We start from the raw sequence: 21,651 nt of genomic DNA, 5'->3' as shown, positions 1-21,651 counted from the left end.
CACCACCATGGAAGCCCTCAGAGCGCTCAAACGCCGACTCGCCCGCATCGTCTTCAACCTACTTAAAGATCAACAACCAGCCCTGCCGGACTTGCTTCCGGCAGCGGCTTGACATAGGAGCAACGGGTGCCCCGGATTCCCGAGCAGACCCTCACCGCGATCGGCCGGATGACCGTGGCGGCCACCGAGCTGGAGCACGTGCTCGCCTGGATCGGCGCGGACCAGGCCGGCGGGGACGCGGCCGCCGTCTTCGCCCGGCCCGGTGAGCCGTTGCGCGCGGCCCGCGGGTCGGTGCAGTTCGCCGCGCTCGCGCACCGCGAGGAGTTCATCCGGCACGTCGAGGGCGCGGCCACCCAGCTGGCGCGCAGCCAGTCGGCCCTGCGTGCCCTGTGGCGGGAGGACACCCGGGTCGATCCGGCGGTCTTCGATGAGATCGCGACGTTCCTGTTGCGCTGCCGGGACAACCTCCAGGCGTTGGTCGCGACCAGGCTGGGCGCAGCCGGCCGGTAACGCCCGGCCGGGCCGCGGCTCGCCCGGCCGGCACCCGGACGCCCGGCGGTCCCTGCCGGAACCCGGCCGGCGTGTCGATCCGGGCCCGGGCGGTTCGTATAGCCAGCAGGGCCGCCGGCAGGTCGCCGGTGGACCGCGCGAAGGGGCGGTGGCGGGATGGGTACGGTCCGAACGGTGCTCGGGGGTCGCGGGCTGCTCGAGTCGCCCCGCTGGCACGGCGACCGGTTGTACGTCTCGGACTGGTCCAGCGGGGAGGTGCTCGCCGTCGACCTCGCGGGTCGCCCGGAGGTGGTGGCCCGGGTGGCGTCACTGCCGCTGTGCACGGCCTGGGATCCGGACGACCGGCTGGTCCTGGTGGACTCGCCGGCCGGCCGGCTGCTGCGGCGCGAGCCGGACGGGACCCTGGCCCGGCACGCCGAGCTCGGCCGGCCGGGCTGGAACGACATCGTGATCGACGGCCGGGGCAACGCGTACGTCAACCGGGTCGGTTTCGACATGATGTCCGGCGCCGAGTTCCGACCGGGCTCGGTCGCGCTGGTCGGCCGGGACGGCGCGGTGCGGGACGTGGCCGACGACATCGCCTTTCCCAACGGGATGGCGGTCACGGCGGACAATGCCACCCTGATCGTCGCCGATTCCTACCGGAACGAGCTGGTGGCCTTCGACATGGCCGACGACGGCGCCCTGTCCGGCCGCCGGGTCTGGGCTGGGCTCGGGGATGCCGCCCCGGACGGCATCTGCGTGGATGCCGAAGGGGCGGTCTGGTACGCCGACGTGCCCCACCAACGGTGCGTACGGGTGGCCGAGGGCGGTCGGGTGATCCGTACGGTCGAGGTGGACCGGGGTTGCTTCGCCTGCGTGCTCGGCGGCCCCGGTGGCACCACCCTGTTCATCACGGCGGCGACCTGGCGGGGGGTGCCCGAGATGGTGCCGGCGGGCACCGGTCGGCTGCTCGCGGTCGAGGTCGACGTGCCGGGCGCCGGCTGGCCGTGACCGCTGCCGGCGCCCCGCCGGGACCCGTCCCGGACAGGCTTGCCCGGGCCGCGGATCCGGCCGCGGATCCGGCCGCGGATCCGGCCGTGGGTCGGGTCCGGGGGCAATCGGTTTCCGGTCCGGCCGGCGGACCGGGCGCGGCGGAGTCGGCCCTGCTCAGCCGGTGCTCCGCCGGGGGCCGGTGGTGCCGCGTACGACCAGCTCGGCCGGGAAGTGCACCCGGTGCGGCCGGTTCGAGGGCGCGTCGAGCACCAGCGACATGGCGCGGGCGCCCATCTCCTCCAGCGGCAGCCGGACGGTGGTCAGCGAGGGCTGGACGTCCGCGCTGAACCAGAGGTCGTCGAAGCCGACCACGGAGAGGTCCCGCGGGACCAGCAGCCCGAGGTCCGGCAGCGCGGCGAGCGCGCCGACGGCCATGAGGTCGTTCAGCGCGAAGATGGCGGTGGTCCCCGGCCGGCGCTCCATCAGCTCCACGCACGCCGAGCGCCCGCCGGCCCGGGAGAAGTCGGCGGTGCACAGGGCCTCGTCCGGCAGCTCGCCCCCGAGCCGCCGCCACTCGTCGCAGAATCCGGCGAGCCGGAGCCGCACGGTGGTCAGCTCGGCCGGTCCGCTGATCACCCCGACGTCCCGGTGCCCGAGATCGTGCAGCAGCCGCGCCACCTGGGCGCCGCCGCGCTCGTTGGCCGGCAGCACCGCGTCGTAGGGCAGGGCGTGGTCGCTGATCACGGCGACCCGGCCGCCGCGCTCGACGAACTCGGCGAGGGCGTCGCCCAGCCGCCCGCCGTCGTCGGCCCGGCCGCTGCCGGTCAGCAGCAGCGCGCGTACCCGCTGGGCCTGGAACCGGCGGACGTAGTCGACCTCGCGGTCGGCGTCCCGGAAGGTGCTGGCGAGCATGGTGAGCAGGCCGGAGCCGGTCGCCACCCGCATGGCCCCGGCCGCGATGGCGGCGAAGTACGGGTCGTCCACCTCGTGCACGATCAGGCCCACCACCGAGGTGGTGGCCCGGGCGAGCGCCTGCGCCGGGGCGTTGGAGACGTACCGCAGCTCGGCGGCCGCGCGGTCGACCCGGGCGGCCAACTCGGGGTTGACCACCCGGGTGCTGCCGTTGAGCACCCGGGATGCGGTTGCCAGCGACACGCCGGCCCGCTCGGCCACCTCGCGCAACGTCGCCGGGCCGCTCGCCCGGCGGGACCGGTCGGACCTGCTCTGGTTCATGGCCGCGAGCGTAGTGCGCGACCAAACGGTGGGCGACGCCTTGTCTTCGGCCACGCCGCCCCCTATCTTGGTAAGCGCTTTCCCATACGTAAAGGAGGGTGCCCGGCATGGCACCGAAGCCTCTCGGCATCATCATGAACGGCGTCACCGGCCGGATGGGGTACCGCCAGCACCTGTTGCGATCGATCCTGGCCATCCGGGAGCAGGGGGGCGTCCCGCTCGCCTCGGGGGAGCGGGTCCAGGTCCGGCCGCTGCTCGTGGGGCGCCGCGCCGACGCGCTACGGGAGCTGGCCGAGCGGCACGGGATCGAGGACTGGACCACCGACCTGGCCGCCGCGCTCGAGGAGGACCGGTGGCGGATCTACGCCGACTTCCAGGTCACCAGGGCGCGCCCGGCGGCTATCCGGCGGGCGATCGCGGCCGGTAAGGACATCTACACCGAGAAGCCCACCGCCGAGACGTACGCCGAGGCCCTCGAGCTGGCGGAGCTGGCCGAGGCGGCCGGGATCCGCAACGGGGTGGTGCACGACAAGCTCTTCCTGCCCGGCCTGCGCAAGCTCGGCCGGCTGGTGGAGTCCGGCTTCTTCGGACAGATCCTCTCGGTGCGCGGCGAGTTCGGCTACTGGGTGTTCGAGGGCGACTGGCAGGCCGCCCAGCGGCCCAGCTGGAACTACCGGGCCGAGGACGGCGGCGGCATCGTGGTGGACATGTTCCCGCACTGGAACTACGTGCTGGAGAACCTGTTCGGCCGGGTGGAGTCGGTGTACGCCCGGGCCGTCACGCACGTCTCCAGCCGGATCGACGAGCGTGGCCGGCCGTACGCGGCCACCGCCGACGACGCGGCGTACGGCGTCTTCGAGCTGGCCGGTGGGGTGGTGGCGCAGATCAACTCGAGCTGGGCCGTGCGGGTGCACCGCCGCGAGCTGGTCGAGTTCCAGGTCGACGGCACGCACGGCAGCGCGGTGGTCGGGCTGTTCGACTGCCGCATCCAACCGCGCAACGCGACGCCGAGGCCGGTGTGGAACCCGGACGTCCCGGATCCGCACGACTACCTCGGGGACTGGCTGCCGGTGCCCGACAACGACCCGGCGGAGAACGGCTTCAAGGCCCAGTGGGAGCAGTTCATCCGGCACGTTGTCGAGGACGGACCGCATCCGTACGACTTCCGGTCCGGCGCCCGCGGAGTGCGGCTGGCCGAACTCGGGCTGGAGAGCTCGCGTACCGGGCGGCGGCTCCGGGTGGCCGACGCCGGCGTCGGCGAGGCCGAGGTGGCCACCCGGTGAGCGAGGTCGTGCTCCTGGACCCGGACGGCCGGGCCAGGCCGTGGCGGCTGGGGCCGCCGGCGGCGCCCGGCCGGCCGGAGCTGCCGTTGCGGTCCCGGATCGGGTACGCCGCGGCGCACGTGGTGCCGCGGGTCGGCGCGGAGAACGTTCCCGGCGCCCCCGCCGACCTTGACTGGGACGCCACGCTGGCCTTCCGGCACCACCTCTGGTCCACCGGCCTCGGTGTGGCCGACGCGATGGACACCGCGCAGCGCAACATGGGGCTGGACCCGGCGGCCACCCGCGAGCTCATCGCCCGGTCCGCCGCAGCCGCCCGCTCGGTACGCGGGGCCCTCGTGGTGGGCGTGAACACCGACCACGTGCCGGACGAGGTGATCCCGATCCGCCGGGTCATCGACGCGTACGTCGAGCAGCTGCAGTACGCGGAGGACCAGGGCGCCGGCGTGGTGCTGATGGCCAGCCGCCACCTGGCCCGGGCGGCCGCCGGCCCGGGCGACTACGAGCACGTCTACCGCGAGGTCATCGCCCGCGCCGGCCGGCCGGTGCTGCTGCACTGGCTCGGCGCGGCGTTCGACGCCCAGCTGCACGGCTACTTCGGCTCGGCCGACCCGGCCGCGGCCGCCGACGTGGCTCTGCGGATCATCGAGCACGCCCCGGACCGGGTACGGGGAATCAAGCTGAGCCTGCTCGACGCCGGGGCCGAGGTGGCGCTGCGGGCGCGCCTGCCGCGCGGGGTGGAGATGTTCACCGGCGACGACTACCACTACGTGGACCTGATCGCGGGCGACGGCGAGCGGCACTCGCAGGCCCTGCTCGGGGCGTTCGCCGGGATCGCGCCGCTGGCCGCCGCGGCGATCGCCGCGCTCGACGCCGGCGACCCGGACGGGTACCGGCGGCTGCTCGGGCCCACCGAGCCGCTGTCGCGGCACGTCTTCGGGCCGCCCACCGCCTACTACAAGACCGGCATCGCGTTCCTGGCCTGGCTCAACGGCCACCAGCCGTCCTTCGCGATGGTCGGCGGCCTGCACTCCGGGCGCAGCCTGCCGCACCTGTCGGAGCTTGTCCGCCTGGCCGATGAGGCCGGCGCGCTGGAGGACCCGGACCAGGCCGCCCGGCGCTGGAACGCGCTGCTGGCGCTGCACGGGGTGGCCCGTCCGGTCCGGGTGGCGGTCCCGTGACCGCCGCGCCGGCCGGTGCTGGGGCCGCCGTGCCGGCGGGTGCTGGGGCCGCCGTGCCGGCGGGTCCCGTGACCGCCGCGCCGGAGGGTGGTGGGGCCGCCGCGCCGGCGGCTGGTGGGGCCGCCGCGTTGGCGGGCCGCAGTTCCCGGCCCGCCGCGCACCGGCGGTTGTCGCTGAACCAGGCCACCATCAAGCACGCCGGCCTGGCCGACGCCCTCCGGGTCACCCGGGCGGCCGGGATCGGCGCCATCGGGCTGTGGCGGGAACCGGTCGCGGCCGTGGGGCTCGACCAGGCCTGCCGGCTGGTGGCCGACTCCGGCCTGCGGGTGACCAGCCTGTGCCGGGGCGGGTTCTTCACCGGCCCCGCCGGGCCGGCCCGGCGGGCGGCCATCGACGACAACCGGCGCGCCATCGAGGAGACGGCGGCGCTGGCCGCCGCCGGCGCTCCCGGCGGCGCGCCGGTGCTCGTGCTGGTGGCCGGCGGCCTCCCGCCGGGCGACCGGGATCTGGTGGCTGCCCGGGAGCGGGCCCGGGACGCGGTGGCCGAGCTGGTCGACGACGCGCTCGCCGCCGGCGTCGTGCTTGCCCTGGAGCCGATGCACCCGATGTTCGCGGCCGACCGCGGCGTGCTGTCGACGCTCGGTCAGGCGCTGGAGCTGGCCGAGCAGTTCCCGGCCGCGGCCGTCGGGGTCGTGGTGGACGCGTACCACGTGTGGTGGGATCCGGCGCTGCCCGGGCAGCTGGACCGGGCCGGTCGCGGTGGTCGGATCGCCAGCTACCAGGTGGGGGACTGGACCACCCCACTCGGTCCGGACGTCCTGCTGTCCCGGGGGCTGCCCGGGGAGGGGCACATCGACCTGCCGGCGTTGAGCGCCGCCGTCGAGGCCGCGGGCTACCGCGGCGATGTCGAGGTCGAGGTGTTCAACGCGGCGCTGTGGGCCGACGACCCGGCCGCGGTGGCGGCGCGTACCGCGGTGGCTTTCGCCCGGGCCGGCGTGACCGGCGGCTGAACCCGCGGTTCGCCCGGCGCGCCCAAACTCCGTGATCCGCGCGATGGGTGGCGCGGGCACCGATGAGTCCGCGGGCGTTGCCCGGTCCAACTCCCGACCGGAACGACCGACTCATCGGGAGCACACCATGGGACTCGTCCACATCGAGCTGTTCGCCACCCTCGACCTCGTCGCGCAGGCGCCCGGCGGCCCCGAGGAGGATCCCGCGGGGTTCCCGTTCGGCGGCTGGCAGGCGCCCCTGCTCGACGAGGTCACCGGCGCTCAGGTGGGCGCCGCGTACGAGGGCACCGACGCCCTCCTGCTCGGCCGGCGGACGTACGACATCTTCGCGGCGTACTGGCCGCACCAGCAGGGTGGCGAGGACGGCGAGATAGCCGCGCTGTTCAACGGCGTCCCGAAGTACGTGGCCTCCCGCGGCCGGCCCGAACTCCCGTGGGCCGGGTCCACCCAGCTCGGCCCGGACCTGGCGGCCGCCGTACGCGAGATCCGTGACCGGCACGAGCACGTGCGGGTGGTCGGGAGCCTGGATCTGGTGCAGACCCTGCTGCGGGAGAAGCTCTTCGACCGGCTCGACCTCTGGGTGCACCCCATCACGCTCGGCGTCGGGAAGCGGGTGTTCGACGGCGGCGCGGTGCCCACCAACCTCACCCTCCTGGAGCCGCCGGCGGCCGGCGCCAAGGGCACCGTTTACCTGCGCTACGGGCTCGCCGACGGCACGCCCGGCACGGGGGACATGAGCGCCCCCGACCGCGGTGTCGGCGCCTGACCCAGACCCTAGGGCAGCACGGCCAGCGCGTTCTGCTCCAGCAGCCGGTAGCCGAACTCCCGGCAGATGGTCAACGCGGCCGTGCCGTACGCCCGGGCCTCGTCGAGCTGGTCGGCGCCACCCAGCCGCGCGGCCCGGGCCAGCCCGATCAGGGCCTGCGCCTCGGCGTGCCGGCCGCCGTCGCCGCGGGCCAGGGCCAGCACCTGGCGCAGGTGCGCGCCGGCCGGCTCGGCGTCCCCGGCCGTCAGCTCCAGATCGGCCTGCGCGAGCAGGGCCTGTGCCTCGACCCACCGGTCGCCGACCTCGCGGGCGATGAGCAGCGCCTGCGCGGCCAGGGCCTGCGCCTCGACCAGGCGGCCGGCCGCGCCGTTCCCGGCGGCCAGCAGTCGCAGGGTGTCGGCCTCGCAGCTGCGCGCCCTGGCCCGGCGGTGCCGGGCCAGGGCCTCCGTCAGGTAGCCGAGCGCGTCCTCGTGCCGTCCCAACAGCAGGTACGCCTCGCCCAGGCAGCCGTGCGCGGTGCCCTGCCCGTGCCACTCGCCGACCTGCCCTTCCAGCTCGATGACGCGCTGGCAGTACTCCACGGCCTCGGCCAGGCGGCCCTGCTGGAGCCGGATGTTGCCGAGGTTGGCCAGCCGGGACAGCTGCCCGGCGGTCCGGCCGATCCGGGTGTCGATGTCCAGGGCCTCGATCGTGTGCCGGGCGGCCAGGTCCAGCCGGCCCGTCTCGAAGTAGACGTGTGCGAGGTTGCTCAGCGCGCAGGTCTGGCCCTCGGCCCAGCCGCCGTCGCGGGCGAAGTCGAGCACCCGGTGGAAGTCCGCGATGGCCTCGTCGTACCGGCTGCCGCTCAGCAGCACGGTGGCCCGGCTCAGGTGGGCGGCCGCCTGCCCGAGCGGGTGGTTGTCGGCGCGGGCGTGCCCGAGCGCGGCCTCGGTGACGGGCAGCCATTCCGCCGACGGCGCCGTGAAGTCCAGATGCCAGCGCAGCTGGTCGGTCAGCCGCCAGGCGGCCTCCCGGTGCGCCGGCCCGGCCGACCGGATCGCCGCGGTCAGGTTGGCCCGTTCCGCCTCCACCCAGGCCAGCGCCTCGGCCGGGCTGGCGAACCGGCGCCCGGCGGCCGCGCCGAGGTCGGGGTCGGCGTCCGGGTCGGGGTCGACGTCCGGACCGGGGTCGGCATCTGTGGCGGGGTCGGCGTCGGGGTCGGGGTCGACGTCCGGACCGGGGTCGGCATCTGTGGCGGGGTCGCCGGCCGGAGCGGGGTCCGCGTCCGCGTCGCGGCGTGGGTCGGCAGCTGCCGGCAGCGGGAGACGCACCACGGTCGGGTAGAGCAGCCGGGCCGCCCGGTCCATCGTGCGCAGGTAGTACCGGTAGAGCCGAGCGAGGGCCGCGTCCCGGTCGGGGTCCTCGGCCAGGCAGCGCCGGCGGGCGTAGAGGCGTACCAGGTCGTGCCAGCGGTAGCGGTCCGGCGCGGCCCGTTCCAGCAGGTGGGCGGTGGCGAGGGCGTCCAGCAGCGCCCCGGCCTCGGCCACCGGCAGGCCGGCCAGCGCCGCGGCCGCGGGGGCGGCCACCGTGTCGCCGGGCGCGATGCCGAGCAGCCGGAACAGCCGGCGCGCCGCCGGGGGATGCGCTCCGTACGACAGGTCGAAGGCCGTGCCGGTGGCCGACATGGCGTCGCCGCGGACGCCCAGGGTGGCCAGCCGGTCCCCGGCGGCGAGCCGCCGGTTGTACCGGGCGACCGGGGTCGCCTCGGCCCGGAGGTTGGCCGCGGCGATCCGGATGGCCAGCGGGAGGTAGCCGCAGAGCCGGGCCAGCTCGGCCGCGTCCGCGTCGGCCGCGCCGGGCAGCAGGGTACGCAGCAACGCCCGCGCCTCGTCCACGGGCAGGACCTCCAGCGGCAGGCCGACGGCGCCCTCCCGGGCGGTGAGCCCGCGCAGCTGATCGCGGCTGGTGATCAGCACGAGGCAGCCGGGACCGCCCGGCAGCAGCGGACGCACCTGGTCCGGGTGGCCGGCGTTGTCCAGCAGCACCAGGATCCGCCGCACGGCCGTCACGCTGCGGTACAGCGCCACCGCCTCGTCGAGCTGCCCCGGGATCTGTTCGGGGGGCACCCCGAGCGCCACCAGGAAGCCGGCGAGCGCCTCCATCGGCTGGACGGCCGGCCGCAGGGAGTGGCCGCGCAGGTCAACGAAGAGCTGACCGTCCGGGAAGTCGGCCCGTACGGCGTGCGCCCAACGCACCGCGAGCGCGGTCTTGCCCACCCCGGCCAGACCCGCGATCACCACCGGCGGCGCCGGGCGCCCCCGGGCCACCGCGTCCAGGGCGGCCAGCACGTCGTGCCGGCCGGCGAAGTCGGCCACCGCGGCCGGCAGCTGCGCCGGCGCCACCGGGCGGACCGCGGGCGCGGCCAGCCCCCGGTCGTCGGTGAGCACCGCCTGCTCCACCGCCTGCAGCTCGGGACCCGGTTCGAGCCCGGTCTCGGCCGTGAGCACCGCGCGCACCCGCCGGTACGCGTCCAGCGCCTCCGCCCGCCGCCCGCAGCGGTAGAGGGCGATCATGAGATGCCGGCACAGCCGTTCCCGCAGCGGGTTCTCCCGGACCAGCGCGGACAGCTCCTCGACGACCTCGGCGTGCCGGCCCAGCTCCAGCTGCGCGCCGAGCAGCTCCTCCCGGGCGGCCAGGCGCAGCTGGTCCAGCCGGTCCGCCTCGCTGGCCACCAGCAGCGTGCCGGGAACGTCGGCGAGGGCGGGGCCGCGCCACAGCGCCAACGCGGCCTCGAGCTGCCGTACGCCGTCCGCCACCTGCCCGCCGGCCACGTGCCGCTTGCCGGTCCGCAGCATGCGTTCGAAGACCCGCACGTCGACGGCGTCGTCGTCGGCGGTCAGCTCGTAACCGGCGGGCCGGGTGAGCACGTCGCCGGCGCCGCCCGCGCGGAGCAGCCGGCGCAGCCGCATCACGTACCCGTTGACCGCGCTGGCCGCGGTCCGGGTCGGCCGCTCGCCCCAGATGTCGTGGACCAGGCGGTCCTTCGGGACCGGCCGGCCGGCCTCGGCCAGCAGCACCGACAGCACGATCCGGTGGTGCGGCGCGTTGACCGCCGTCCACCGGCCGCCGTCCCAGACGCGCAGCGGCCCCAGCACCTGTATCCGCACGAGCCGTCCCCTCGCTTCACCGCGGATTCATCGACGAATTATTCCACGTCACTACCTTGCCGAATCGGGGCGCCGGCCGCTCTTCGGCGTCGCCGACGGCCGGCATCGAGAGGAGACGCCTGCTCATGAGATCCGCGTTCCGTGCCAAGGAAAGAGCCTGGCGAGCCGTCGCCGGTCTGCTGGCCTCGCTGGCCACGCTCACCCTGCTGATCGGCGGGAGCGTCTGGGCGACCCCCCGGTCGCCGCTGACCGTCCGGGCCGTGGCGGCCACGCCCGGTCAGGACCCCTCGACCTGCGTACGTGAGATCGACTATCGCGGCGTACACACCAATTGGACCTTCGACCCCTGCATCCCGGACGGGCCGCTGCCGCCGGACGTGCAGACCGCGCTGGACGACGACTGGCGGGACGCGCACGACTGCCCCAGCGCCTCACCGACCGACAGCACCGCCCCGGCCGCCCCGGCTGCCCGGCGGCCCGCCGCCCGCGGCCGGCAACAGGCGGGCGTCCGGGGCTCGCGTCAGGACCGGCTCGGTGCGATCGGCACGGCGCTGCCGACCAACGACAACACCTGGACCGCCGAGCCCACCGCCAGCCCCAGCCCGACCCGCAGCGGCAGCCCGAGCCCGAGTGGTCCGGAGAGCGCGAGCCCGACCGGCAGCGCGAGCCCGACCGGCAGTCCGAGCCCGAGCGGCAGTCCCAGTCCCTGCGGCAGCTCCGACCCCAGCGCCAGCGGCAGCCCGAGCGGCTCACCGTCGGCGAGCGGGAGCGCCAGCGCGTCGCCGTCCGAGAGCGCCAGCGCGTCGCCGTCGGGGAGCGGCAGTGCGTCGCCGTCCGACAGCGCGAGCCCGTCGCCGTCGGACAGCGGCAGCGCGTCGCCGTCGGAGAGCACCAGCGCCTCCCCGTCGGACAGCGGCAGCGCGTCGCCGTCGGAGAGCGCGAGCGCCTCCCCGTCGGAAAGCGCGAGCGAGTCGCCGTCGGAGAGCCCGACGGCGGAACCGACCGACACGGCCACCGATCCGGGCGGCGGTGGTCCGGGCGGGGGTGGGCCCGGGGATCCGGAGCCGTGCTCGACGGCCAAGGGCGAGGACGAGGACGACCAGGCCCTGCTGGACAGCGCCCGCCGGGACCGGTTCTGCCCCGGACACCGGACCGACAAGCCGGTCGTGGTGGTGGCCACCGGTGACTCGGTGACCTCGGCGCACATCCAGAACGTCTTCCACCTGCCGCCGAAGGACTGCGCCGGCAACACGCGCCAGGACGATCGCAAGCCACCCATGCCCGGCAACGACATGATGTCCAGCTACGTGGGCAGGTACGCCACCGCGCTGAACCAGAACGTGGTGGAGTATTACAACTTCGCCCGTACCGGTTTCGGAACGCCCGACATCATCAACATGCCCAACCACCCCGACTCCTGCAACAACCCCTGGGACCGGGTGGCCTCGCCGCTCGGGCTGGCCGACCGGGCGATCAGCCAGGCGAAGGCCGAGAAGAAGGCCGCCTACTTCGTCAGCACGGGCGGGGTGAACAACACCAACTGGACCGACGTGCTCACCGCCATCGCCGAGTGCGGCCTGATGGACTACTACGCGTCAAAGGTCCAGAACCCCTGGAAGGGCGAGGTGGACTGGTTCGACGTCAACGGGAACCCGACGACCAAGGGCGCGGTCATCGACGGCGGCTCCTGCCATCTCAAGGTGACCGGCAAGATCACGGGGGCGGATTACGTCCACGCACGGATCCCGATCCCGGGTTACGACGGACGGTTCCGCCTCAACCAGGTCCAGCAGGACGTCACCGCCATCGTGAACAGCGTGATCGCGGCCGGTGCCGACAAGGTGGTGTGGATGGGCTACTACGACATCACCCCCGCCAGGCTCGATGTGGGACTGTTCGCGGAGACGTACCGCCTCAAGCTGTCGGACAAACTGCGTGGGTTGCTGCCGGGCCAGTTCGGTTCCGACCCGCGGTTCCTGATCGACGATGACTGGTGGCAGGGGGCCGTCCAGCAGTGGACGGCCGACATGAACGACGCCATCTGGCGGGGCCTTCCCAACCGCGCGGGAGTGACGTTCCAGCCCGCGCCCCGGTTGCCCACGGCCCAGATCCAGCAGACCGGACTCGGCGGCTGCCCACACCCGAACCTGGCCGGACACGGCGTGCTGGCCGACGCGCTGAAGAACGCGTTCGGCGACTGACAGGGGGTCCCGGGCCCTCCGCCGCGCCGGCGGAGGGCCCGGACCGACCTACCCGGCCGTCGGGTCCGGCCGCTCGGGCACGCCGCCCGGCACCGCACACTCCCGGCCGTGCCGACCCTAGCCGCGCCGGATGCGCCGGGCCGGCCCGCCAGCGGCGAACAGGGTGATACCGATCCAGCAGGCCCAGATCGGGTACGGGAGGGCGGCCACCCGTTCCATCCCGCCCATCCCGATGCCGGCGTCCCGCTGGGCCACGAAGAGCACCGCGCCGGTCAGCGCCAGGAGGCCGGCGGCCAGGGTGGGCAGCCGTAACCGGCCGGGCGCGCCGGCCCGGGGAGCGAGGCCGGCCAGCGTCAGCCCCACCGGGCCGGCGCCCAGGACCAGCAGCGCGGCCAGGAAGTGCCAGTTCTCGTCGGCGTCGGCCGGGAACACGCCAGCCAGCGCGAAACCGACGCCGGCGAGCAGCAGCAGCGACCGGGCCACCCGGATGAGCCGGCCCGGGCCGAGGGCACGCCAGGTCAGCAGGACGCCGGCCGCCAGCAGCGCTCCGGTGAGCAGCATTCCGGCGTTCATGATGGGGTGCCAGGGCGAGCAGACGTACCGGGGCCTGGTGGTGTCCCATACTCCGCAGTGGACGTTGCCAAGGTCACTGATGTTGTTTGTGGCCCAGCTGTACGGCGGGTGTCGCCAGCCGAGACCGGTGACCAGGTTGGCGGCCAGGAACAGCGGCGCGGCCAGGGCCCAGCACAGCGCGCCCGCCCGGGCCGGGGGAATTGGTCTCATGCGGCCGAGCAGACCAGACCGGCCAGCGGGACCGCACTGGGGCTGGCCGCCGGGTCCGGGTGGGGCTGGCCGTACGGAGACCGAGGCGTCCGGGAAATCGTCATGCCTGACAGTCATGACTGTGACTGTCAGGCATGACCGTCCCGACCCGTACCGACTCCGACTGGGCCACACTCCGTTACGGCGGTGGCGGCCACCGGCGGTGGGCGGCGGTCACCGGCTGTCGGACCAAGGCCGTGGGCCGGGGCGCGATGAGACCTCAGCCGAGCAGGATGACCGTGTACCCGCCGAAGACCTGGCCCTGCTGGCTGGCCGTGACCCGGTAGACGTGCGCCTGCCCGGGCGCCGGGACCGCGTCGCCGGTGCTGAACGCGACCTGCTGGTCGTCGCCGACGACCTGGTGCTCGGTGCCGGTGACGCCGCCGGTGGAGGGCCCGCCGCCGATCGGAGTGGGCGGCGACAGCACGACGTCCCCGGTCACCGGTGCCTGGGCCGGGAAATGCCCGCGGGTGCCGGTGCGCAGCTGGAGCCACGGCATCTCGTGCGGGGCGGCGCGGTCGACCCGTACCTGGGCGGCCTCGCCGTACAGCGGGCCGACCTTCAGCGTCAGCGGCGTCGCCGGGGCCGGCAGCAGCAGCTCGCCGGGCCGGCCGGCGGCGCCGGACCCGGCCGCCATGACGTGGATGTTGCGCTGCCCGATGTGCCGGTTGAGCGCGGCGTCCCACTGCGGGGTGCCGAGCCCGTCGCTGGTCTCGTCCCAGGCGCGGACCAGCAGGCATTCGTGGCCGCCGTTGACGAAGCTGGGCACCCAGGCCGTCGGGCACTTCACCACCGCGTGCGACCGGGCGCTGCCCCGGGCTCCGAGCGCGACCACGGTGTGCCCGATCAGGTGCGCGCCCGCCGGCCCGATGCCGAGGGACGGGTCGCACCAGTAGAACTCGACCACCACGTTGGGCGCCTGGGCCAGCCCGAAGTTCCACACGTGCGCGTACAGGGTGTTGGGCTTGCCGGCCAGCGCGGTCTGGCCGAGTTCGGGCGGGACCGGCGGGGCGACCGCGGGGTCGGTGCCGGCCAGCAGCAGGACGTCCGGGCTCTCCCAGAACGGCCCGACCACCGGACGCGCGCCCAGGTCGCCCGCGTTGGCCCGGAGGAACAGGAACGGCAGGAACAGGTCGCCGCGCGGTCCCGGCCAGGTATTCCACGGCGGCGTGTCGAAGTCGCAGGGATCGAGCTGACCGCCGGGCACTCGGCCCGTGCTGGTGCCGTAGTGCCGGGCCGGCCGGTTGGGGTTCTTCCACCCGATGGTCGGGCCGGCCACGCCGCCCGATCCGCCGGGTCGACCGGCGGAGCCACAGCCACAGCCACAGCCACAGCCACAGCCACAGCCACAGCCACAGCCGCGGCCACAGCCACAGCCGCGGCCGGCGTCGCCGTGCCGGCATCCGCCGCCATGCCCGCGGTCGCCGTCGCGGTGCCCGCCGCAACCGTGCCCGCCGCAGCCGTCGGGGTCGCGTCGGCCGTGGTGGTGGCCGTGGTGGCCGTGGTCCCGGCAGCCGTCCCGGTCGGCCCATCGCCCGCCCGCCGAGCCGGAACCGTGGCAGCGGCAGTCGCAGCCCGATCCGCCGCCGTGCGAGCCGCCCCCGCCGGTCGAGCCCCCGCCCTGCGACCCACCACCGCCGGTCGCGCCACCCCCGGAGCCGCCCCCGCCGCCCTGGGAGCCGCCGCCCGAGCCGGTCGGGTCGGGGCAGTTCCGGTCGGCCGCGCCGGCCGGCTGGACGTCCGACCGGAAACCCCAGCGGGCCACCGCGGCACCCCAGCTGTCCGTCATGACGCACCTCCCGCTCGGTCGTCCTCCGCCGTTCCGTCGTGCCCCGCCGGGTCCCTGACCGGCACGTCCGCGGCCGCCCCGGCTCCGGACGCCGGGTCCCCGGCCGCACTCCCTGCCCCCGGGCCAAGCTCGATGATCACCGGTGGTGGCGGCGGGTCGACGTAGGTCAGCTGCATGGGTTCGGCGCCCTGCTTCCAGCGCGCGGTGTCCCGCCACGGCGCGGCCACCGGCAGCCGGTACGACTGGCCCAGGTCCGTCTGTCCGGTCTGGCCGCCGCGGATCCAGTCCCAGGTCAGGTACGCGTAGCCGCGGTCGGCGTCCAGGTTGAACTGGGTGGCGTAGTCGGTCGGGTTGGCCAACCGCCCGATCAGGTACGCGGAGAACGGCACCGGGTCGCCGAGCGGGCTGACCCGCCGTTCCGCGTGCCCGATGAGCGCCTCGTTGAGCTGGTCGGTCTGCCACGGGCTCTGCGCCGACTCGTAGCCGAGCCGTCCCTGCTCGTCGAACCCGGCGTCGGTGCGGAAGAACACCTGGTCCGGGGTGGTGCCCTCCGGATACGGCCCGGGCCGCATCGGCTTGTACGCCCCGGGCGGTCCGGTCGGGTCGCTCTTGCTCGGGTCGTACGTCTCGGTCGGCGTGGGGACCAGCGTGTTCGCCCCGCCCTGCTCGAACTCGCTGAACTGCGGGTACGCCCACGGGCGGTGGAATTCCCAGTCCTCCGGCGGCCGGCCGTCGGCGTGGTACCGCAGGACCGGGTAATACGGCTGGTTGGGATCCCGTACGGAGTGCGCCACCACGACGGACTGATCCTGGTCGAGGTTGCCGAACGGGTCGATGGCGTCGGCGAGGGCCTGCTTGAACGCCCCGTCGATGGTCCCACCCAGCGTGATCAGCGGCAGGTCGATCTCGTTCGGCCACTTCAGCTCGCCGTTGTCCGGGTACCGCTGCTCGGCGTGCGGCATGAGGATGCCGGTGTGCGCCATCACGTCGTGGGTCTTGGTGGCGATGTCCCACACCTTCATGGCGATCTCGTAGAGCCCCACCCGGACCGGGTAGGTGATCGGGCTCAGCCCGGCCTTGATGAGGTCGCCGATCAGCTTGATGACCGCCGCTATCTCCTTGGTGACCCACTGCACCAGCGCGATGAACACGTCGCAGACGTCCTCGACCGGGTTGTCGCCGTTCACCCCGGAGAAGTCGGGCGGCTGGAACAGGTTGGTGAAGTCCGACATGGGCGGGACGATCACCACGTCCGGCACCCGGGGCTTGGGCAGCTCCCAGCCGCCGTTGAAGTTGAGCTTGTACAGCGTGATCATCAGGCGGTACGCGGTGGCCACCTCCCAGGGCAGCGGGAAGCCCTTCGGCACCGCGAACGGTGGCGGCGGCGCGATGGCGTCCAGCAGTTCCTGGAACGGGCGGTCGAGGCCGTGGCCGGTCACCGCCCGTACCACCGCGGTGAGCTTGCCCTGGTCGATCTGCTGCTGGTACGCGTCGCCGGAATAGATTTGCGGGTGCGGGTGGTCGGCGAAGGTCTCCTTCAGCGCCCTGACGATCGACTCGGCCATCCACATCGGCATCTCGCCGTCCACGTCCAGCTGCTCCTTGCGTACCGCCGGGTCGTCCGACAGCGGCGACGGCCGCTGCTTGCCGTGCGGATCCTGCGGGGTGAGCTGGACCGCGAACCACAGCGCGGACGAGGAGACCTCGGGATAGTCGTCGGTCTTCCCCCACGGGTCGGTGGGGATGGTGCCACCGGCGCCGCTCTGCGCGTAGTTCCACGCGTCGATGTGGTTCTCGATCAGGTGGTGCCGGGTCGGGTGGTCCCGGTAGGGGCCGCCGCACTGCTCGTTGACGAACGAGTGCGCGATCGTGTCGGTGCCGATGTGGGTGATGTAGCCCAGCGCGTACGCCAGGAACTGCTCGTACCGTTCCTGCCCGGCGTCGCTGTCGTCGAGCTGCGCCTGCGCCTGGGCGACCAGCGCCTGGCACAGCGCCGACGTGCGCCGGTAGTGGGTCATGTCGCTCCACAGGAACGAGTCCTCCGGGAACCCCTTCGCCACAACGGTGTTCATCGCGCCCCACACGTCGGCGAAGGTGGTCAGCTCCTGCACGCCGATCGCCTCGATCGCGTCGAGCAGCTGCTCCAGGCCGGTCTTGAACTCGTTGAGCACCCCGCCGGTCAGGTCGTCCAGCAGTTCCGACGCGGCGTCCACCAGCGGGCCCACCGTGGCGTCCCAGACGGCTTTGAAGTCGTCCCAGATCTTCTGCAGCTTGATGAGGAACCGGATGATCGCCGTCAGGGTCGTGTCGACATCCTCGAGGATCACCAGCAGCGGTTCCCAGTCGTCCTCCTTGGCCGCGTCGAAGAAGTAGAAGACGGCCAGGGCCAGCATGATGTCGTCGGAACGGGGACCGAGCAGGTCGTTGCTCCAGTCCTGCGAGAAGAAGAACAGGTCCGGGCCGATGGCGCCGATGGCGGTGAACTTCTCCCACTTGCGCATCACCTGACCGCAGAAGACCGGATCGAGACCGGCCACGGCGTCACCGCCGCCGCCCAGGTCCGGCCAGTCGGTGAACGTGCCGCTCGCGAGCAGGTCGGCGACCCGGCGGGCGGTGTAGATGTGGGTGAAGTGTCCGGGCATGGCCGCCCCCGCGGGAAGTGGGTCGACGGGAGGTGTCGCCCTCGCAGCGTCGTCCCGGCGGGACCCGTGGGACAAGGGTTCTGCCTGGTCAGATCGAGGACTGAGTCGGCTCGCGGCTACCCGCGGGGCCGCGCCGGCGGGCTACCGCTGCGCGCGTCGGCGGATCCGGGCGAGCAGGCCGCGAAGCAGGATCACGTGCGCACGGCTGCCGAACACGAGGAGCCGGTAGGCCCGGCCCGCCGGGCCGGGGAACGCCGCCCGGCTCTCGGCGCGCAGCCGGACGCCGCCGGCGCCGTCCCGGTCCAGGTGAAAGCTCAGCGCGTACGTCGAGAACCGGTGCCGCCCCGCGAGCGCCAGTTCGACGCCGGGCACCGCGGCGACCACCCGGAACCCGGGCACGGTCGAACCCTCGGCCAGCGGCCGCGGTCCGGACGCCAACGGGTCGGCGCAGCCGATCAGCCGGGCGTACGCCGCGGCCCGCGCGCCGGAGAACGCCCGGTCCACCGCCTCGACCAGGATCGGCCAGACCGTTTCCGGGCCGGCCGCGATGTCGGTGCCGTGCTCGTCGAGGAACGGCAGCTCACCGATCCGGATCGGCTCCCCGCCGGGGTGGGCGCCGCCGCCGGCATCGTTCGGCATCGAAACAACCTCCCCGGACCGCGGCCCCCGCCGCGGGTCCCCGCACGATAACCGCTGGGAGCACCCGGGCCCCGGCGGGTAGCGTCGCCGGGTGCCCATCTCCCCGTACGTCGCCGGGTTGCGTGCCCACGTCGGCACCGACCTGTTGCTGCTGCCCAGCGTGACCGGCGTGGTCCGGGACGGTGCCGGGTGGGTGCTGCTGGTCCGCCGCACCGACAACGGTCGCTGGTCGCTGCCGGCCGGCATCGTCGACCCGGGGGAGCAGCCCGCCGACGCGGTGCTGCGCGAGGTGTACGAGGAGACCGGCGTGCGGGTGGCGATCGAACGGGTCGGTGGGGTGGCCACCCACCCGGTGGTCTACCCGAACGGGGACCGGTGCGAGTACCTGGACGTCTGGTTCCGGTGCCGGGCCGTGGCCGGTGAGCCGCGGGTCAACGACGACGAGTCGTCCGAGGTCGCCTGGTTCGCCCCCGACCGGCTGCCGGACCTCGACGGGTGGGCGCGGCTGCGCATCGAGACCTCCGGCGACCCGGACCGGCCGGCCTGGCACGCCCAGCCCGGGGAACGCCACCCGGCGCTCCTGCAGCCGGACGCGCTCTGAGCCCATGGTGACGCGCATGCATGACGACCAGCTGACGATCTCGGTGGAGACCGTCCGCGAGCTGGTGGCCGACCAGTTTCCCGACTGGCGGGCGCTGCCCGTGCGGGGCGGCGTCGGGCACGGGACGGTGAACGCGATCTTCCGGATCGGGGACTCGCTGACGGCCCGGTTCCCGCTGCAGCCCGGTGACGTGGTGGAGAAGCGGCGCTGGTTGGAGTCGGAGGCGGCGGCCGCGCGCGAGCTGGCCGGCCGTACCCCGTTCCCGACCCCGGAGCCGGTGGCGCTGGGCGAGCCCGGTGCGGGCTACCCGCTGCCCTGGGCGGTGCAGACCTGGCTGCCCGGCGTCCCGGCCACGGTGGCGGATCCGGGCGGGTCGGTCGGGTTCGCGCGGGACCTCGCCGAGTTCATCACCGCGGTCCGCTCGATCGACACCCGCGGTCGTACCTTCGGTGGCACCGGCCGCGGCGGCGACCTGCGGTCCCACGACGAGTGGATGGAAACGTGCTTCGCGCACAGCGGGCGGCTGCTGGACGTCCCGCGCCTGCGCCGGCTGTGGGCGGTGTTGCGCGAGCTGCCGCGCACGGCCCCCGACGTGATGAACCACGGCGATCTCATTCCCAGCAACGTGCTGGTCCGTTCCGGCCGGCTGGCCGGGGTCCTCGACGTGGGCGGCTTCGGTCCCGCCGATCCGGCCCTGGAGCTGGTCGGCGCGTGGCACCTGTTGGAGGCCGGGCCGCGGCGGGTGCTGCGGGCCACGCTCGGCTGCGACGACCTGGAGTGGAAGCGGGGCCGCGCGTGGGCCTTCCAGCAGGCCATGGGCCTGGTGTGGTACTACGACGCAACCTTCCCGGCGATGGCCGAGCTGGGCCGGCGCACCCTCGATCGCCTGCTGGCCGAGGCCTGACCTAGAAACCGCCCAGCACCCGCCGCGCGTCGGCGGCCACCGCCGGGGAGGCGACCGGGGACCAGGCGGCGAACAGCCGGCGCAGCGCGGGTCCGTGCCGGTCCAGCGCGGCCGGGTTGTGCGCCACGACGTCCACCTCGTTGACGATGCTCAGGTCGACGAGCGCCCGCAGCTCGGCGGGGTCGATCCGGTGCACCGTGCCGGTGAACCGGTCCGTCACCTCGGCGCTGTCGGCCAGCGCCGGCCAGCTCCGGCCGCGGTCGCAGGCGCCGTACCGGTAGACGAGCGCCTCGGCGTCATCCCCGACGAGGTCCCGCAGGGTCGCCCGCTCGGCCACGTCGAGCAGGGCCACGTCGAACCCGTCCGTGCCGTACGCGGCGTGGGTGAGGCCGGCCAGACACAGGTCGGGTCCCGCCCCCAGCTCGCCGAGCCGGTCGTGCACCCGGCCCAGATGGTCGTACAGGGTTCCGCCGGGATGGGCGATGCCGTCCGCGCCCCGCTGCCGCAACCACTCCCGCGCCCGTGCGCCGGTCATCGGCCCACCGTACGCCGCCGGCGTGGCCGACGCGGTGCTCGACCTCCTGGCTTCAGGCCGGTAGCGGCTCAGCCGGCCAGCCGTCGCCCGGGCGGGCGCCAGGCCCAGCTGAGCAGTGCCAGCACCGCGAACGTGGCCGGCGCGAGCGGGCCGGTCGGCTGGTGCGCGGCGAGGTGCGAGGCGGCCGCGCCGATCATGTTGATCATGACGCCGGCGTAGGCCCACTCCTTGAGCCGGGGCAGCCGGGGCGCCAGCAGAACGGCCGCGGCGATGATCTTCGCTGTCCCCATGATGGTGGCCAGGTAACCGGGATAGCCCAGCTGGATCATCACCGGATAGAAGGGTGGCAGCCGGAGCAGGTCCATGAGACCGCCCACCGCACACTCGGCGCCGATGATCCCGGTGGTCACCCAGTAGCCCACCGGGTGCCGGAAGGCCGTTTCGGCGGGGCGCGGCGGCGTGCCGGCGGCGTCGGGGGACCGTCCCAGGTCGGTGAATCCCGCCATCGGGGCCTCCTATCGATACGCTCCCGTTCTCTTTTATCGGTACGGTACCGTTCCGTTGGGGGTGAGGCAATGCCCGATGAGCCGACGGCGGAGCGGGAACCGATATCCCGCGGGGCGGGCGCCCGGCAGCGCGTGCTGGGGGCCGCCCTCCGGGTGCTCGACGAGCACGGCCTGGCCGGCTTCAGCATGGAGGCCGTGGCCCGGGCGGCCGGCGCGAGCAAGGCCACCCTCTACCGGCACTGGCCCACCGCGGGCGCCCTGCTGGTGGCCGCGATGGACGCCACCTTCCGGCCCTTCCCACCGCCGGACACCGGCCACGTACGCGGCGACGTGGCCGAGCTGCTCACCGCGTTCGTCACCCTGCTGCGGGACACCCCGTTTCCGCGCCTGCTCGCGGCCTTCATCGACGCGGCCGAGCGGGACCCCACGCTCGCGGCCCTGCACGCCGACCTCACCCGCCGCCGCCGCGAGCCGATGGTCGCCGCGCTGGTCCGCGGCAAGGAGCGGGGCGAGCTGCCCGACCGGCTCGACCCGGAGCTGACCACCGACCTGCTGACCAGCCCGTTCTTCTACCGGCGGTTCGTGGCCCACCAGCCGGTCCCGGCCGGTCTGGTCGACGAGGTCATCGCCGGGGTGCTCGGCCCCGAACCGCCCGGGCCGGGCTGATCAAGCGACCGGCCGCAGCAACGCGGCGATGTCCTCGGCCGCCGTGACCAGCACGCCGACCACCAGCCCGGCGACGCCGGCCACCAGCGCGTACGGCAGTTCGAGGCTGCCCGGCGCGGCCGCGCCGGCCAGGCCGAGTTCCGCCACGCAGACCAGCGCCAGGTTCCGCAGCACGTGCTTTCGACGCGGCGAGGTGCTGGAGGCGCCGAAGCAGCGGCAGGGGCGCCGTGGACCGGTAACAAGCG

General features: G+C 74.5%; 20 protein-coding genes. 10 read left to right on the top strand and 10 right to left on the bottom strand.

Going from position 1 to position 21,651, the window contains the following annotated elements; all coding sequences use genetic code 11:
* Nucleotides 1-126 precede the first annotated feature (126 nt).
* Together ACFFHU_RS24260 and ACFFHU_RS24255 are read left to right on the top strand one after the other, a co-directional pair.
* Nucleotides 127-510 (top strand): hypothetical protein, encoded by a 384-nt coding sequence (locus ACFFHU_RS24260; protein WP_377342513.1) that lies wholly within the window; start codon nt 127-129, stop codon nt 508-510.
* A 156-nt stretch (nt 511-666) separates the two neighbouring features.
* A complete protein-coding gene (locus tag ACFFHU_RS24255) occupies nt 667-1,503 on the top strand; it encodes an SMP-30/gluconolactonase/LRE family protein (RefSeq protein WP_377342512.1) in 837 nt (278 codons plus the stop codon).
* Nucleotides 1,504-1,659: 156 nt separating this feature from the next.
* On the opposite strand, the gene ACFFHU_RS24250 is transcribed toward ACFFHU_RS24255, so the two are convergent.
* The gene (locus ACFFHU_RS24250) at nt 1,660-2,718 is read right to left on the bottom strand and encodes a LacI family DNA-binding transcriptional regulator (RefSeq protein WP_377342511.1); all 1,059 of its coding nucleotides are present in this window, start codon (nt 2,716-2,718) and stop codon (nt 1,660-1,662) included.
* Nucleotides 2,719-2,825: 107 nt separating this feature from the next.
* Here ACFFHU_RS24250 and ACFFHU_RS24245 point away from each other — a divergent pair, with 107 nt between their 5' ends.
* The 4 genes from ACFFHU_RS24245 to ACFFHU_RS24230 all read left to right on the top strand — a co-directional run bounded on the left by ACFFHU_RS24245 (nt 2,826) and on the right by ACFFHU_RS24230 (nt 6,955).
* Nucleotides 2,826-4,001, top strand: coding sequence for a Gfo/Idh/MocA family protein (locus tag ACFFHU_RS24245; RefSeq protein WP_377342510.1), 1,176 nt, complete (start codon nt 2,826-2,828; stop codon nt 3,999-4,001).
* Nucleotides 3,998-5,179, top strand: coding sequence for a DUF993 family protein (locus tag ACFFHU_RS24240; protein WP_377342509.1), 1,182 nt, complete (start codon nt 3,998-4,000; stop codon nt 5,177-5,179). The genes ACFFHU_RS24245 and ACFFHU_RS24240 overlap by 4 nt, the downstream gene beginning before the upstream one ends.
* A gap of 68 nt (nt 5,180-5,247) precedes the next feature.
* Nucleotides 5,248-6,189: a sugar phosphate isomerase/epimerase family protein gene (locus tag ACFFHU_RS24235; RefSeq protein ID WP_377342508.1), complete on the top strand. Its 942-nt coding sequence runs from the start codon at nt 5,248-5,250 to the stop codon at nt 6,187-6,189.
* Between the two features lie 127 nt (nt 6,190-6,316).
* A complete protein-coding gene (locus ACFFHU_RS24230; protein WP_377342507.1) occupies nt 6,317-6,955 on the top strand; it encodes a dihydrofolate reductase family protein in 639 nt (212 codons plus the stop codon).
* Nucleotides 6,956-6,963: 8 nt separating this feature from the next.
* Here ACFFHU_RS24230 and ACFFHU_RS24225 read toward each other — a convergent pair whose 3' ends face one another.
* Together ACFFHU_RS24225 and ACFFHU_RS24220 are read right to left on the bottom strand one after the other, a co-directional pair.
* Nucleotides 6,964-10,101 carry an AfsR/SARP family transcriptional regulator gene (locus ACFFHU_RS24225; protein ID WP_377342506.1) on the bottom strand — a complete coding sequence of 1,046 codons (3,138 nt, stop codon included), beginning with the start codon at nt 10,099-10,101 and terminating at the stop codon, nt 6,964-6,966.
* A 520-nt stretch (nt 10,102-10,621) separates the two neighbouring features.
* Complete coding sequence (locus tag ACFFHU_RS24220) at nt 10,622-11,110, bottom strand: hypothetical protein (RefSeq protein ID WP_377342505.1); 489 nt, start codon at nt 11,108-11,110, stop codon at nt 10,622-10,624.
* Between the two features lie 157 nt (nt 11,111-11,267).
* On the opposite strand from ACFFHU_RS24220, the gene ACFFHU_RS24215 reads away from it, so the two are divergent.
* Nucleotides 11,268-12,302, top strand: coding sequence for a hypothetical protein (locus tag ACFFHU_RS24215; protein ID WP_377342504.1), 1,035 nt, complete (start codon nt 11,268-11,270; stop codon nt 12,300-12,302).
* A gap of 117 nt (nt 12,303-12,419) precedes the next feature.
* Here ACFFHU_RS24215 and ACFFHU_RS24210 read toward each other — a convergent pair whose 3' ends face one another.
* From ACFFHU_RS24210 to ACFFHU_RS24195, 4 genes are all read right to left on the bottom strand, one after another.
* Nucleotides 12,420-13,085, bottom strand: coding sequence for a DUF998 domain-containing protein (locus tag ACFFHU_RS24210; RefSeq protein ID WP_377342503.1), 666 nt, complete (start codon nt 13,083-13,085; stop codon nt 12,420-12,422).
* A 259-nt stretch (nt 13,086-13,344) separates the two neighbouring features.
* Nucleotides 13,345-14,403, bottom strand: a complete 1,059-nt coding sequence (locus ACFFHU_RS24205) for a hypothetical protein (RefSeq protein ID WP_377342502.1) — start codon at nt 14,401-14,403, stop codon at nt 13,345-13,347.
* 506 nt (nt 14,404-14,909) lie between these two features.
* Nucleotides 14,910-17,555, bottom strand: coding sequence for a zinc dependent phospholipase C family protein (locus tag ACFFHU_RS24200; RefSeq protein WP_377342501.1), 2,646 nt, complete (start codon nt 17,553-17,555; stop codon nt 14,910-14,912).
* 141 nt (nt 17,556-17,696) lie between these two features.
* Complete coding sequence (locus ACFFHU_RS24195) at nt 17,697-18,194, bottom strand: hypothetical protein (RefSeq protein ID WP_377342500.1); 498 nt, start codon at nt 18,192-18,194, stop codon at nt 17,697-17,699.
* A 91-nt stretch (nt 18,195-18,285) separates the two neighbouring features.
* Here ACFFHU_RS24195 and ACFFHU_RS24190 point away from each other — a divergent pair, with 91 nt between their 5' ends.
* A complete protein-coding gene (locus ACFFHU_RS24190) occupies nt 18,286-18,795 on the top strand; it encodes an NUDIX hydrolase (RefSeq protein WP_377342498.1) in 510 nt (169 codons plus the stop codon).
* A 16-nt stretch (nt 18,796-18,811) separates the two neighbouring features.
* On the top strand, nt 18,812-19,699 hold the full coding sequence (locus ACFFHU_RS24185; RefSeq protein WP_377342497.1) for an aminoglycoside phosphotransferase family protein: 888 nt from the start codon (nt 18,812-18,814) through the stop codon (nt 19,697-19,699).
* Nucleotide 19,700: 1 nt separating this feature from the next.
* Here the strand turns inward: ACFFHU_RS24185 and ACFFHU_RS24180 are convergent, their stop codons facing one another.
* Both ACFFHU_RS24180 and ACFFHU_RS24175 read right to left on the bottom strand, forming a co-directional pair.
* Nucleotides 19,701-20,234 (bottom strand): DUF6817 domain-containing protein, encoded by a 534-nt coding sequence (locus tag ACFFHU_RS24180; protein ID WP_377342495.1) that lies wholly within the window; start codon nt 20,232-20,234, stop codon nt 19,701-19,703.
* A gap of 68 nt (nt 20,235-20,302) precedes the next feature.
* The gene (locus ACFFHU_RS24175; protein WP_377342494.1) at nt 20,303-20,740 is read right to left on the bottom strand and encodes a DoxX family protein; all 438 of its coding nucleotides are present in this window, start codon (nt 20,738-20,740) and stop codon (nt 20,303-20,305) included.
* A 69-nt stretch (nt 20,741-20,809) separates the two neighbouring features.
* Here ACFFHU_RS24175 and ACFFHU_RS24170 point away from each other — a divergent pair, with 69 nt between their 5' ends.
* On the top strand, nt 20,810-21,406 hold the full coding sequence (locus ACFFHU_RS24170; protein ID WP_377342493.1) for a TetR/AcrR family transcriptional regulator: 597 nt from the start codon (nt 20,810-20,812) through the stop codon (nt 21,404-21,406).
* Here the strand turns inward: ACFFHU_RS24170 and ACFFHU_RS24165 are convergent, their stop codons facing one another.
* Entirely contained in the window at nt 21,407-21,580 is a 174-nt protein-coding gene (locus ACFFHU_RS24165) for a hypothetical protein (protein WP_377342492.1), read from the bottom strand.
* Between the last annotated feature and the right edge of the window lie 71 nt (nt 21,581-21,651).

The sequence above is a fragment of the Plantactinospora siamensis genome (assembly GCF_042434095.1).
GTDB lineage: Bacteria > Actinomycetota > Actinomycetes > Mycobacteriales > Micromonosporaceae > KBS50.
Note: the sequence above shows the minus strand (reverse complement) of the source record. Positions and strands in the feature narration are given on the sequence as shown.